The organism is Pseudonocardia alaniniphila (assembly GCF_022524485.1).
Classification (GTDB): Bacteria; Actinomycetota; Actinomycetes; order Mycobacteriales; family Pseudonocardiaceae; genus Pseudonocardia; species Pseudonocardia alaniniphila.
Genome location: NZ_JAKXMK010000016.1, coordinates 32,492 through 46,421 on the forward strand (window position 1 = coordinate 32,492; position 13,930 = coordinate 46,421).

The 13,930-nt window shown below is 68.1% G+C and carries 9 protein-coding genes; 5 read left to right on the plus strand and 4 right to left on the minus strand.

Annotated features, from left to right (window positions below):
- Window positions 1-145: 145 nt before the first annotated feature.
- The 4 genes from MMF94_RS19060 to MMF94_RS19075 all read right to left on the minus strand — a co-directional run bounded on the left by MMF94_RS19060 (window position 146) and on the right by MMF94_RS19075 (window position 7,356).
- The gene (locus MMF94_RS19060; protein WP_241038335.1) at window positions 146-736 is read right to left on the minus strand and encodes a DinB family protein; all 591 of its coding nucleotides are present in this window, start codon (window positions 734-736) and stop codon (window positions 146-148) included.
- Between the two features lie 66 nt (window positions 737-802).
- Window positions 803-5,782 (minus strand): AAA family ATPase, encoded by a 4,980-nt coding sequence (locus tag MMF94_RS19065; protein WP_241038336.1) that lies wholly within the window; start codon window positions 5,780-5,782, stop codon window positions 803-805.
- A 149-nt stretch (window positions 5,783-5,931) separates the two neighbouring features.
- Window positions 5,932-7,107, minus strand: coding sequence for a macrolide family glycosyltransferase (locus MMF94_RS19070; RefSeq protein WP_241038337.1), 1,176 nt, complete (start codon window positions 7,105-7,107; stop codon window positions 5,932-5,934).
- A gap of 108 nt (window positions 7,108-7,215) precedes the next feature.
- On the minus strand, window positions 7,216-7,356 hold the full coding sequence (locus MMF94_RS19075) for a hypothetical protein (protein ID WP_241038338.1): 141 nt from the start codon (window positions 7,354-7,356) through the stop codon (window positions 7,216-7,218).
- Window positions 7,357-8,201: 845 nt separating this feature from the next.
- Here MMF94_RS19075 and MMF94_RS19080 point away from each other — a divergent pair.
- From MMF94_RS19080 to MMF94_RS19100, 5 genes are all read left to right on the plus strand, one after another.
- Window positions 8,202-9,389 carry a branched-chain amino acid ABC transporter substrate-binding protein gene (locus tag MMF94_RS19080; RefSeq protein WP_241038657.1) on the plus strand — a complete coding sequence of 396 codons (1,188 nt, stop codon included), beginning with the start codon at window positions 8,202-8,204 and terminating at the stop codon, window positions 9,387-9,389.
- 86 nt (window positions 9,390-9,475) lie between these two features.
- Complete coding sequence (locus MMF94_RS19085) at window positions 9,476-10,405, plus strand: branched-chain amino acid ABC transporter permease (RefSeq protein WP_241038340.1); 930 nt, start codon at window positions 9,476-9,478, stop codon at window positions 10,403-10,405.
- 13 nt (window positions 10,406-10,418) lie between these two features.
- A complete protein-coding gene (locus MMF94_RS19090) occupies window positions 10,419-12,254 on the plus strand; it encodes a branched-chain amino acid ABC transporter permease (RefSeq protein WP_241038342.1) in 1,836 nt (611 codons plus the stop codon).
- A 108-nt stretch (window positions 12,255-12,362) separates the two neighbouring features.
- Complete coding sequence (locus MMF94_RS19095) at window positions 12,363-13,211, plus strand: ABC transporter ATP-binding protein (RefSeq protein ID WP_241038344.1); 849 nt, start codon at window positions 12,363-12,365, stop codon at window positions 13,209-13,211.
- Window positions 13,208-13,930 (plus strand): ABC transporter ATP-binding protein, encoded by a 723-nt coding sequence (locus MMF94_RS19100; protein ID WP_241038346.1) that lies wholly within the window; start codon window positions 13,208-13,210, stop codon window positions 13,928-13,930. The genes MMF94_RS19095 and MMF94_RS19100 overlap by 4 nt, the downstream gene beginning before the upstream one ends.

The window sequence follows — 13,930 nt, forward strand, 5'->3', positions numbered from 1 at the left end:
CGCAGGGTGAGCCCATGGCACCCTTCCTACTCCTGTCGGCGTGGTCGCAGCGTTCGATCGGTGCGCGTGGCGTTTCCAGCGCATACCGGACCGTTGCTCGGAGGTCCGCAGCCGCCCGTGGGGTGCCGGCGCTACCCGTGACTGCTCACTCCCGGCCGAATCCCTGCGCGACGTGCTCCAGCCGGCCGCGATAGTTCTCCCACCACTCCTGGTCGCCCGCTCCCATGTTGTCGTTGTCCTTCCGCAATCCGACGGCTCGGTCGATGAGCTCTCGGATGATGTCTGCATGCCCGACGTGCCGGTGGGTCTCGGAGATCACGTGCACGAGGATCTGGTGCAGCGTCACCTCGCTGCGGTCGTCCGGCCAGTGCGGGACATGGCCGACGGCGTCCAGCGCCAGCATCTCGATGGTGGCGTCCGAGTGCGCCCATGCTCGGTGGTAGAGGCCGACGATCTGCTCGCGCGTCTCGTCGGCGGTCGCCCACATGTCCGCGTTGGGTTCGGCATCGTCGGCATACCACGGCAGTGGTTCGTCGGAAGGGCGTTCGAACGTGATGCCGAAGTATCCGATCTCGACGCTTGCGACGTGTTTGACCAGGCCCAGCAGGTTGGTGCCCGTCGGTGTCATGGGCCGCCGGATGTCGTACTCCGAGAGGCCGTCGAGTTTCCACAGGAGTGTTTCGCGAGCGACCTGCAGGTAGCGGCGGAGGTGTTCTTTCGGATCCGAGCCGGTCATGGCGAGCAGCCTTGCACCGGGCACCCGCGACCCTGCGCGAAGGTCGACATCCGGGCTACGGCTCGCTCAGCCGGAACCCGTGTGGCTGGAGGACAGCGGGAGATCGGCCTGCAGGGTCGTGCCTGCGCCGGGGGTGCTCTGTATCGAGAGGTGACCACCGAGTGCCTCGACCCGGTCCCTGATTCCGACGAGGCCGGTTCCGCCGGCGGGGTTGGCACCGCCTCGGCCGTCGTCGCGTACGCAGATCCGCAGTGCGTTGCCGGTAGCGGTGCGGGTGGTGCCGATGGTGACGTGGGCGGCCGAGGCATCGGCGTGTTTGGCGGTGTTGGTGAGTGCTTCGGCGACGAGGTAGTAGGCAGCGATTTCGATCTGTTCGGGTAGGCGGCCATCTGCCTGCACGTCCAGCTCGACAGGGACGCGGGAGCGCCCGGCGAGAGCCTTGAGGGCGGGGCGCAGGCCGCCTTCGGCGAGGGCCGCCGGATGGACCCCACGGGCGAGCTCGCGCATTTCGTCGAGTGCGATGGTTGCCTGGGTGGCCAGATCGTCGAGCTGCGCGGCCAGCGTGACGTCCTCGGGGGGCACCATCGCGTGTATCGCGCGTGCCTGCAGGACCAGGGAGACCAGCTGTTGCTGGGCGCCGTCGTGCATGTCCCGTTCGATGCGTCGGCGGATCTGGTCGGCGGTGGCGACGATCCGCGCGCGGGACGTGGTGAGCTCGGCGTAGAGCTGGGCGTTGTCGAGGGAGACGGCGAGCTGGCCCGCGATGAGCGTGACGGCGTCGAGCCGCTCGGCGGTGAATGCGCCGCGGATGAGGCGGTTCTCCAATATCAACTGCGCCCGGAGGGTGCCGCGACTGAGGATGGGGACGGCCAGCAGGGCGCAGCACTCGAGGTCGGTGAGGTACGGGTCGCGGGCGAACCGGTCGTCGTGGGTTGCGTCGGCCACGACCAGCGGTTCACCGATGCGCTGGACGTAGCGCAGCACGGACAGCGGCACCGCGTCTTCGCGGTCGCCACCGCTGACGGGCGCGGTGCCGCCGCCGGATGTGGGCAGCAGCCAGTCGTGGTGGTCGTCGCTCCACAGCAGCAGGTGCACGCCGGTTGCGCCGGTCATCGCCCCGAGCACGTCGACCACGCGGGCATGCAGCCGTTCGATGCTGGTCTCGGAGCTCAGCGCCTGCGACGTGGACAGGATGCCGAGCAGGTCGAGCGTCCCGGTCGTGACGGTGGCCCGTTCATGAAGAACGTCGCCGGGTCGGTCGCTGCGCTCCTCGGCGGTCGCGTCGGGGTGTCGTCGCAGGATCGGGTACGCCCAGTCCAGCTGGCTGACCTTCGCCGTCGCCCCCCAGGCGAGGTACTCGTCGCGGGCCTGGGCGAGCAGGTCGTAGCCGGTCTGTTCGACGCCGTGGGCCAGGTAGAAGCGGGCGGCGTGTTCGGCGATCACGGCGCGATGCCACGGGCGCCGCCGCCGGGCGACCTCGTGCCGCGCGGCGTCGAAGGCCAGCACGGCGGCGCGGAAGTCGCCGATCGCCCAGGCCCGCTCGGCTTCGATCAGCCGCAGCAGGTGCAGAAAGTTGTCGGGCGCGTCCGCGGCGCGGGCGGCCAGCCATCGCGACATGTCGTCCAGTTCGGACAGCAAGGCGGTTCGCTCGTCACCCTGGCAGGCGCGGGCCTGGTCCGCGACGGCCAACCCGCGCAGCACGTGGGCCACGGCGGTCGGGTAGTTGCCCAGGACAGCCGGTAGCAGCGGCATCGCCGCTTCGGTGTGCCGTGCCAGGTCGACAGCATTGCCGAAGACGGCCGCGGCGATCGCCCGATTGAGATGGGCATGGAAGAGCGCGAGCGGGTTGTCCGCGTACCTGTCGGTGGGAACTGCCGTAGCGCTCGCGGCCGTGCTTCCGCCGCGCAGCACATCGGCCAGCCACAGATGACTGTCGAGCCACTGTCCGCCCTGCTCGCTGCCGGTACGGCGGACGAAGGCCAACCCCGCCTCCACCGCCGCGGTGAAGCTGTCGAGCGTCGGCGCGCAGTCCAGCAGGTAGTAGACGGTCGGGTGGTGGGTGTAGCCGGCGTACGCCAGGTCGCCGCCGGCGATCAGCCCTTCGCGGGCGCGCTGAGTGGCGTGGACACCGTTCTCGATGGGCTCGAACCAGCAGCTGAGGATGCCGAACACCCGGCGCGCGTGCGAGGTCTCGGGCTCGTAGCCGCGGGCTTCACCTACTGCCAGGATCCGCCGCAACGCCTTGTATCCGGCGACGCTGTCGCCGCGCTGCGCCACAGCGTGGAAGGAGGCGACACAGGCGGGGCTGACCAGGGTGGGCCCTGGGCCCTGCTCGAGCCAGATGCGCAGCGCTTCCAGGCTCATCCACGCCTGTATCGCGTGGTCGGCGGCGAAGTAGGCGGCCGGCAGGACCGCGTCGATCAGGCGGGTGGCGGCGAGCAGCGCGGGGTCGGTGATCTCCGGTCGTGCGAGGTCATCGGCGGCTGCGGTGTGGTCGAGCCATCGGTACAGATACTCGAACTGGTTGTCGAGCTCGGCGCCCCGCCGGTCGGCGGCCGGGACGGTGATGCCGAAAGCACGCAGCGACTCCAGGCCGAGACCGATCGCCTCGGCGAAGCGGTTCCGGTGGGTCAGGCTGCGCACCTGCACCACCGTCGCGTCGGCGCCCTGGAGCCGGGTGGGCGCCAGCCGCTCGATCGTGCGGTACTCCTCGTCGGCCTCGTCGAGTCGTCCCAGGCTGTAGAGGGTGGCGTGGCGGCCGGTGTGCACCTCGATGAGCGTGGCGGTCTCGTTCGGCCCGATGAGCTGTAGCGCGCCGGCCAGAAGCGCGTTGACGAGGCCGTATTCACCGATCAACGACGCCTGCTCGGCAGCGCGCCGCAGCAACCGCACCACCTGCTGCCTCTCCGCGGCGTCGGTGACCGCGTCGATCACCGGCAGGTACTGCTCGGCCGCGACCGCGTACAACTCCGCCACCGCGGACAACCGCCGCGCCATGTCCAGCTGCAGCGCGCGTCGCCGCTGCGGATCCAGCCCGCGCAGGATGACCTCACGGGTCCGGTCGTGGCGAAACCGCACCGCCTCACGCAGCCCCGGCTCCACCACCAGGACCCCGTCGTCGAGGGCCGGCGCCAACCGCTGCTCCACCACACCCGCCGCCACATCGCTGACGGTCTGCAGCAAGCTCACCTCCGCCCGCCCACCCAGACACGCCATCGCCTCCACCACTTCGCGCGACGTCGGCGGCATGGCTCTGACCCGCGCCGCCAGCAGCCCGGCCACCTCCGACTCGCCCAGACGAGCACGCGCGGCCGCGTCGTCCCACCGCCACCCGGCGGTCGTCGGGATCAGCACGCCCTCGCGGCGCAGCGCGTTGAGCAACTCCACGGTCTCGTGCGGGTTGCCGAAGGTGTGCCCGTTGATCACCTCGACGAGGCCTGCCGAGGCGTCCTGGTTCGAGTGCAGCATCTCCGCGACCATGGTGGCGAGGCTCGGGACCGGCAGGTTGTCCAACCGGATCTGTCGAACGCCGGTCTGGTCGCGCCACCGGGACAGCAGCGCGGCGAGCGGATGGGCCGCGTCCATGTCGGCTTCCCGGTAGGCCCCTACCAGCAACAGGCCCTCTACCGGTTCCTCGGTCAGTACGAGATCGATGAAGCCGAGCGGGGTGCGCCCGCCCCACTGCAGGTCGTCGAGGAACATCACGACAGGCCGTTTCCGTGACGCAACGGCCCGTAGCCCCTGCATGCCTACCCGCTGGGCCCGCACCTGCGCGGTCAGCGGATTCCCAGGATCGGGCGGCACTCCCAGCAGCGTCGCGAACTCCGGAATCGTCGCGCTCAGCAGGCCCGCGTTCGCGCCCAGGGCTGTGAGGGCGCGTTCGCGGACCTCGGCCAGCTCGTCCTCCGGCTCGGCCAACAGCATCCGGCCCAACGCCCGGAACGCCTGGTAAACCGCGTTGAACTCCAGATCCCGCCGATACTGATCGAACTTGCCGGCCACGAACCAGCCATCCCGACCTGTGACGACCGGCCGCAGCTGATCGACCAACGCCGTCTTGCCCACCCCCGGCGCCCCACCGACCAGCACCCCCCGACACCGCCCCGCCAGCGCGTCCTCGAACGCCGCCTGCAACACCGCCACATCGGCATCACGAGCCACCAGCCGCGACGGCGGAAGCAACCGCAGCGGAGCATCGTGCTCGCCGATGCGCATGCGAGTCGCCGCCGGACGTACCTGGGCGTCCCACACCCGCTTCAGGTCGTAGACCACGCCCTCCGCGGTCTGGTACCGGTGGTCGGGCTCCTTCTCCAGAAGACGCATGACGATCTCGGACAGCGCGGCGGGCACGGCCGGGTTGACCTCGACCGGCGCCACCGGCACCCGAGCCAGATGATCGTGCGTCAGGCGCAACGGATCACCCGAACCGAACGGCGGATCACCCGTCGCTGCCTCATACAACGTTGCACCCAACGCATACAGATCCGCCCGCTGATCCACCGACCGGCCGGTCCGTCCGGTCTGCTCCGGGGCGAGATAGGCCAGCGTCCCGACGATCTCGGTGTGGTGGGTGAACTCGGGGCGGATCTCGGCCAACGAGGTCGCCAACGCGAAGTCCACCAGCAACGCGCTGCCGTCGTCGCAGATCACGATGTTGGCCGGGGTGATATCCCGGTGCAGCACCCCACGGCCGTGCATCCCCGCCACCGCCCGAGCCAGCCCGACCCCCAGCCCGAGAAGGTCGTCCACCTCCAGGGGCATCGCCCGACCGGCCAGGCTCGTGCCACCCACATCGGTCAACAGAACCGACCCCGGGACCCGCGGGTTTTCCACCAGCTGCGCGACTCCTGCGACACCACGCAACCGCTGCAGCATCGCCACCTCATGCCGCAGCCGACGCTCCGCATCCGCCCCCAACGGCTCCTTACGGACCACCGTGCGCCCGGGCAGGAACAACCGCGTCACCCGCGTGCGCGCGCATTCGTGCAGCAACACCTCGGCCGGAGCGGGCGGATCCCGGCCCGGCTGCACCCCGCCTGCCCCCATCCGACACCTCCACCTGGTCGGATGCACCTCCCGCGATGCCTACGCCGGCCCAACTGCTCGCGCAAGTGCGGGGACCTCGGTGGCTACAGTCAGCCATTGGTCAGTCACTACGGATGACCAACGCGTCGACCTCGCACGACGATCGGCCTTCACGGACGGGAGAGCAGTTGTGCGATGGCATCAGCGGCGGCGGTGGCTCCGCCTGCGGTGTCGATCTCTCCCCGCATCCAGGCGAGCCGCTCGCGGATGGCGGTGTCGTCGGCGACGGCGTCCACCGCGTTCCAGAAGGTTTCGGCGGTGAGGCTGTCGGGATCCAGAGCCCGGCCGAGGCCGAGCTCGGCGATCCGGTCGCTGTTGGCCCGCTGCTCGGCCATCTGGGGCAGGGCCACGAGGGGGACGCGGAAGTAGAGGCCCTCCATGGTGCTGCCCATCCCGGCGTGGGTGGCGAACACGCGGGCGTGCCGGAGCACGGCCAGCTGCGGGACTTGGGCGTGCACCTCGACGTTCGGGGGGAGTGGGCCGAGCGAAGCGGAGTCGAGCAGATCACCGACTGCCATCACCACGTGCCAGCGGCGGCCGGCCGCCGAAGCGGCCACCATGCGGTAGAAGTCGGGGCGATCGTTGTAAGCGGTGCCGAGTGAGACGAGCAGGACGGGTTCGTCCGCGCGCTGTGGCGTCCAATCGGATTGGAAGGCGCGCTCGGTGAGACACGGACCGACGAACGTGTAGCCGTCGGTGAAGGTGTCGCCTGCGTACTGGAAGGCCCGGGGGAGGGTGACGATCCGCATGGCGGCGGTGTTTCCCTGCATGAAGCCCTCGATATCGGTGATGCCCTGCTGTCGCAGGTAACGGCCGGTGCGCAGCAGCGTCCGCAGGAACCGCGGGCTCAGCGGGTTGATCCGGGCGTAGGTGTTCATCGACCAGTGCCCGTTGCTCACCAGGTTTGGCCACGTCTCGACGGACGGCACTCCCCACCTGCGCGCGAGGATGCGTCCCCACCAGGCGAGGGTGCCGTCGTGGAGGACCAGATCGGGCGGCTCGGCCTCGGCGAGTATCGGTACGAGCGCCTTGGTCTCGCCGAGGAGCAGGTCGATCGCGCGAATCAACTCCTTGCCGTGCATCTGCGGGAGCGCGTCACGGCCCATGGCTTCCCAGGTGGAGGTGATCGGCACGAAACGGGCGCCCGTCTCGGCGATCCGGTCGGCGAACTGCGCCGGCGCCCAGTACGTGACCTCATGGCCGCGGCGGACGAGTTCGGCGACGATCCCCAGCGTCGGGTTGACGTGCCCCGCTCCCATCGGCCCGTATGCGGAGATCGACGCCACGGGCGCAGCCTAGGGGGTGATCGTCCTGTCAGGCCGTTCATCGCGAGATCTCTGCGTTGCCGAGGTCATGGATTTGCTCGTCGGTGCGCTACAGCGATCGGCATGCATTCAATTTCGATCTTCACGAGCCGGTGTGGCGAGTTCCGCCCGGCGCAGGCCGGCGCGGTCGCTCGCAGCCCGAGCATCGGTGGGGTCGAGTCGGGCGCGGCTGCTCCGCAGGAATGTCGCGAGATCGGCATTGCGGTTCACTCTCACCTCCTTTGATCGGTCGCCTGCGTGCCGACCTCGGTGATCCCATGACGACGATCAAGCGCGTACTCGGCGCCGCGAACATCGACCCGTGACGTGTAAACACGCGAGGTTCACCTCGTCACGACGGGATCGGTCGCCATGAAGACCGCAAGTCTGCTCAGATCAGTCTCTTGGACGCTGATCTCCGTGCAAGAGTGTGCGACCGTGCAAGCGTCTCCAAGCGGGTGGGCGCGTCGAGATCGCGGTCGATCCATGCGATCCGGCCAACGGGCGCTCGCACCCCGAGTGGTACATATCCGATAGCCGCGGCCTATCGCGCCCGAACATTTCCGACGACACGCTCGATCGCCACATTTTCTAAGCGTTTCGCTTAGTGCCAGTAATATCATCGATGAAGACATGTCCATTAGGAGTTTCGAAAAGTATAATGTTCATATGCTGACGACTGCGGCCCCCAGCTGTCGGCGTGGGCGTGGTCGTGTCCGGTCAATCGGCCGGAGGGTCGGTCGTTGCAATATTGTCGTGCCGCAGGCTCCCCCGTTGCGGCATTGGTGGGGATTTGCAGGTCTTGGGTTGCCCTGTCCGGCTCGCGCGGCGAGCGCGGGTTGTGTCGCTCTCCAGTGCAACGGGCCAGAGTGCGCGATTGCGCGAACGCTCCTCAGAGGCGACGGAGCCGGTCGTTCTTGAAACAGGGTCTATCAATAGCACGGTTGGTTCGGGTGCAATGTGTGCGCGGATGGACCATGACCGGATGCGTGACACGTAATGCGTCGACAGGAGAGGGAGTGGGAGTGAGTCGAAATCGTGCAGTCGCTTGGGCAGGCCTCGCCGTGGCCGGAGTGATGCTGCTTCCGGCTTGTAGCACCAACCAATCGAGTGAGAGCGCCACTGGGTCATCGTGCGACACCAGTAAGGGGTCGCTGGTCATCGGCGTGATCGCGCCCTTGTCGGGCGGCCTGTCAGCCTACGGGTTGGGCATCAGGAACTCGGCCGACCTAGCGGTACGGCAGGCGAACCAGACGTGTGCGGTGCCGGGGTATCGGCTGGTACTGCAGCCAGAGGATGACCAGGCGACTCCGCAGATCGCTGCGCAGGCGGCCACCGGACTGGCGTCCGATCCGAACATTGCGGGCGTGATCGGCACCTACAACTCTTCGACGGCACAGTCGGTCGCTCCGATTCTCGCGCAGCAGAACATCGTCGAGGTGTCGCCCGGAAACACCGACCCGGTTCTTTCGATGGGGCCGGACGCCACCACTGCGCCCAAGCGTCAGTTCCCGATGTACTTCCGGGTGGCGACCACCGACCTGCTGCAGGGACCGTACGGTGCCCAGTATCTGATCCAGAAGGCCGGTAAGAAGCGGATCGCGGTCATCGATGACGGTAAGACCTACGGTGTCGGTATTGCGAACTCCTTTGCGCAGGAGGCGCAGCAGCTCGGCGCTGACATCGTGACTCGGGAGCGGGTGGGGGAGCACGACACCGACTTCTCCAGTGTCATTGCCAAGATTCGTCCCATGAACCCGGACGCGGTGTACTACGGGGGCGAGTATCCCGTGGCCGGACCGCTGTCGAAGCAGCTTGCCGACGCCGGTATGCCCGTTACGGTGATGGGCGGCGACGGCATTGCCGACAAGCAGTACGTCGCACTCGGCGGCAGGCAAGGCGACCTGGCCACCGGCATCGGAGCTCCCGTGGAGTCGCTGCCCGATTCCAAGAAGTTCATCGACGACTACACGGCCGCCGGCTACAGCGAGCCGTACAGCCCCTACGGGGCTCTGTCCTTCGACAGCGCGAACGTGATCATCGATGCGCTGAAGAAGGTGGTCAGCACTGGGGACTTCAGCAGTTCCCGCCGCCAGGACATGATCAATGCTGTCCAGCAGACGAACGTCGACGGCGTCAGTGGCCATGTGTCGTTCGACCAGTTCGGCGATACCACCAACAAGATTCTCACGGTGTACACCGTCAAGGGCGATGCCTTCGTGCCTGTCGAGACCGGCACCTTCGATCCGCAGGCTTCGCACTGACCCCTGAGGGTTCGGGTCGGCACATGCGATGACGACATGCCGGGGGCGGGACCTCCGCCCCCGGCGTATGTGGAGGGACCGCCCGCTTGCTGTCCACGTTGTTGTCCCAGATCATCAACGGGCTGATGATCGGTTCGTTGATCGGGCTGATCGCGCTGGGTTACACGATGGTCTACGGGATCATCCAGTTGATCAACTTCGCCCACGGTGAGATCTTCATGGTCGGCGCGTACGGCGGGTTGGCCACGTTCACATATCTGTTGCCGACGTTCATACAGCAGCGCTGGTATCTGACATTGCCGTTGTTGATGATCGCGGGGGCCGCGGTATCCGTAGTGGTCGGGGTGGCGATGGAGCGCCTGGCGTACCGGCCGTTGCGGAACGCCCAGCGGTTGGCGCCGTTGATCACCGCCTTGGGAGTGTCGGTGGCCCTGCAGGAGGCGGTGCGGGTGTTCTATCCGGGCGCCACTGCGGCGCTCCCGTTTCCCGGCGCCTTCGTGGAGGGGACGTGGATCATCCCCCTCGGCGACGGGGTGCCGATCAAGTACTCGGGAGTGCTGCTGGTCGTCGTGTCGTTGGCCTTGGCGGTGGCGTTGCAGCTGTTCATCGACCGGTCGCGGATGGGGCGCGCGATGCGGGCGACGGCCCAGGACCGTGACGTGGCCCGGTTGATGGGCATCGACCCGGACCGCATCATCGTGCTGACGTTCGTGCTCGGCGCGGCGCTGGCCGGGATCGGCGGCGTGCTCTACGGCGTCTACCTGAACACCGTCAACATCGACATGGGCTTCCAGAACGGGATCTTCGCGTTCACGGCGGCGGTGCTGGGAGGGATCGGGAGTGTTCGCGGTGCGGTGGTCGGAGGTCTGTCGATCGGGCTGATCAGGGCCTTGGCAGGGCAGTACCTGCCCGGCGGGTCGGCATACGACTACGTGTGGATCTTCGTTGTGCTGATCGCGGTCCTGGTGTTCCGGCCACAGGGCTTCTTCGGCGAGACGGAGCGCGTACGGGCATGACCACTCTGGAGAAATGTACGGCTGGGCGGCCCCGCGGGTGAGCACGCTCGACAAGCCTTCGAACTCTGCGGTCGTCCGGGCGGTGCTGAGATCCCGGCTGGCGCAGCTGGCTCGGTTCGTGACCGTGTTGCGGATCGCCGGTGGCGTGTTCACGCTGGTGGGTGCACTGCTGCCGTGGGCCACGTTCGTGCTGAACGAGGGGCCGTATCCGGAGAAGTCGACGTTGGCGTTGTTCTCCGCCCCGTTCACGGTCACCGGGTTCCGGCTGCATCTGGCCGTGTTCGGGCTGGCCGCGATCGTGATCGCACTGGTCGGGGTGCCTGGTCGGGAGCGGATTCTGCGGGCGATCGGGTGGGGTGTGGTCGCGGTCGCCGTAGTGAACGGCCTCTATATCACTGTGGACGGTGGTGGCCTCGGCGCGATCACCGCCGGAAGCGGGGTCGCGTTCGGCACGGTCGTGGCGCTGATCGGCGGGGTGGTGCTCATCCTGGGCGCCACTGCAGGTGGGCTCTCACCCGTACCCGTCTGGAGATGGCGGTTCAACCGGTATGTGGAATGGCTGATCCTGCTGGTCACCTTCGGACTTCTGCTGTTGCTCGTGTCGGCGGTGTTGACCAGTGGCGGGCAGGGCGGAGCCGCCAACGTCTACGCCGGGGCGGTGTTCCTGTCGTTCCTGGGTGCGGTCGGTGGACTGCTGGGGGCGTTGCACTCCTCGGGCGTGGTCACGTGGATCGGCGCGGTGTCCGAGCGGCGCCGGGTGTTCAGCGTGATCGTGCTGCTGGTCGCCGCGTTGCTGCTGCCGTTGACCGGTGCGGGCACCGAGTACTGGATGACGGTGGCTGCCAACATCGGGGTGTATGCGGCCACGGCGATCGGGCTGAACATCGTCGTCGGGCTGGCCGGGCTGCTGGACATGGGCTACGTGGCGTTCTTGGGGATCGGCGCGTTCGTGGCCGCGAACTTCTCAGGGGCCGAGGCGTCCCGGATCGGGATCCAGTTGCCGTTCCCGCTGGTGATGGTGATCGCGGGCGTGGTCGCCGGCATCTTCGGGGCGATCGTCGGCTCGCCCACCCTGCGCGTGCGCGGGGACTACCTGGCGATCGTGACGCTGGCGTTCGGCGAGATCTTCGTACGCAGCGCGCAGAACAACATCGGTGGCTTGACCGGTGGCGCGAACGCGATCCCGGGGATCCCACCGGTGTCGTTTCTCGGCACCAACTTCAACGACTCGGTGCACGTCGGTGGGTTGCAGCTGCCGCCCGGCGTTCTGTACTACGTGCTGATCGTGTTCATCGTGGCCGCGGTCATGCTGGTGTTCGCGAACCTGAAGAACTCGCGGCTGGGCCGGGCCTGGATCGCGATCCGGGAGGACGAGGACGCTGCCCGGGCGATGGGCATCCGGACGGGGCCGATCAAGATCTTGGCTTTCATGATCGGAGCGACACTGGCCGGGTTCGCGGGTGCGTTCTTCGCGCACAAGACCGCCAACGTCTCCTACGACAGCTTTCAGTTCCTGGAGTCGGTGACGTTGCTGGCTGCGGTGATCCTGGGCGGGATGGGCACGATCCCGGGTGCGGTACTCGGGGCGTCGATCCTTTTCGTGTTGCCGGAGAAGCTACGAGAGTTCTCCGACTACCGGCTGCTGCTGTTCGGCATCGCCCTCATCCTGATCATGCGGTTCCGGCCTCAGGGTCTGGTGCCGGACCGCCACCGCCGCGCGGAGCTCGCACCCGTGAGCGAACCCGCGACGATGCCGGTGCCCACCTCCGACAGCTCCGGGGCGACTCGGCGGCAGAGCGCTACCGGGCCCAGCGACCGTCACATGATCCGGACGGTGGAACGTCGGTGAGCCGGTGATGTGTGAGAAGGCTGCGGGCGGCGTGTCATGAACGAATGTCCATCGACCTGACTGCGAGCGATAATCGGGTAGCGCGGAAATTGTGAAGGCGAGAACGGCATGACCAGGTCGACGCCGGAGTGGACGCGTCCGCAGCAGACGGGCGCCGAGCAGACGATGCTGCGTGCGGCCGGGGTGACGATGCAGTTCGGCGGGTTGCGAGCACTCAACGATGTGTCGTTCGGGCTGGCCGAAGGTGAGATCATCGGCCTGATCGGGCCCAACGGCGCCGGCAAGACCACCCTGTTCAACTGTTTGACCGGCTTGTACGCGCCGACGTCGGGCGCGGTGTCGTTGCGCGGGAAGGCATTGCCTCAGGACCCGGCGCGGGTCACCGAGCACGGTGTGGCGCGGACGTTTCAGAACATCCGGCTGTTCCCGAGCATGACCGCACAGGAGAACGTGCTGGTGGGGCGGCACGTGCGGATGCGGCAGAGTCCGTTGTCGTCGCTGCTGCACGGTCCGGGGTTCCGCCGGAGCGAGGCCGAGGCGGCAGAGCGCACGGAGGCGTTGCTCTCGTTCGTCGGGCTCACGCGGTTCGCCGACGAGCTCGCCCGCAACCTCCCGTACGGCGATCAGCGTCGGCTGGAGATCGCCCGGGCGCTGGCCACCGATCCGTCCGTGTTGTTGCTGGACGAACCGACGGCGGGGATGAACGCGCAGGAGACCGAGGCGACCCGGCAGTTGATCTTCGCGATCCGGCAGCTGGGAATCTCGGTGGTGGTGATCGAGCACGACACCAAGTTCATCTTCACCCTGTGCGACCGGGTGCTGGTGCTCGTCCAGGGCGAGGTGTTGGTGGAGGGCTCCCCGGATGAGGTGCGAGGGGATCCGCGGGTGGTGGAGGCGTATCTGGGGGCGCCACCGGAAGAGGTCGAGGCCCAGCTTCACCGCGGGGAACACCAATGAGATTTCTCGGGTTCCGCGACCTCACCGTGGCCTACGGGGCGATCCAGGCGGTGCGGGGGGTGTCCTTCTCCCTGGAGCGCGGCCAGATCGTGTCGCTGATCGGCAGCAACGGAGCAGGCAAGACCACCATCCTGCGGACGATCTCCGGGCTGCTGCGCCCGCGGTGGGGGGAGATCCTCCTGAACGGGGAGCCGATCCATGGCTTGCCGGCGCACGAGATCCTGGCACGCGGGGTGGCGCACAGCCCTGAGGGCCGGCGGGTGTTCGCGCGGATGACCGTGGAGGAGAACCTGCTGCTCGGGGCCTACACCCGCCACGATGAGGCCGGGACGCAGCACGATCTGGCGTGGGTGTACTCCCTGTTCCCGGTGCTGGGCGAGCGGCGGGCGTACAAGGCGGGTTTGTTCTCCGGTGGGGAGCAGCAGATGCTGGCGATCGGGCGGGCGTTGATGTCGCGCCCGAAGCTGTTGATGCTCGACGAGCCCTCGATGGGCCTCTCACCGATCATGACGGAGAGGATCTTCGAGACGGTGCAGGAGCTGCAGGCCGAGGGCACCACGGTGTTGCTGGTCGAGCAGAACGCCCTGGCGGCGTTGGCCTTGGCAGAGCACGCCTACGTGATCGACCTCGGCCGCACCACGCTGTCGGGCACCGGCGCCGAACTCCTCGCCGACCCCCGGGTGCAGGCGGCCTACCTGGGCGAAGGGGTCCCCTCCTGA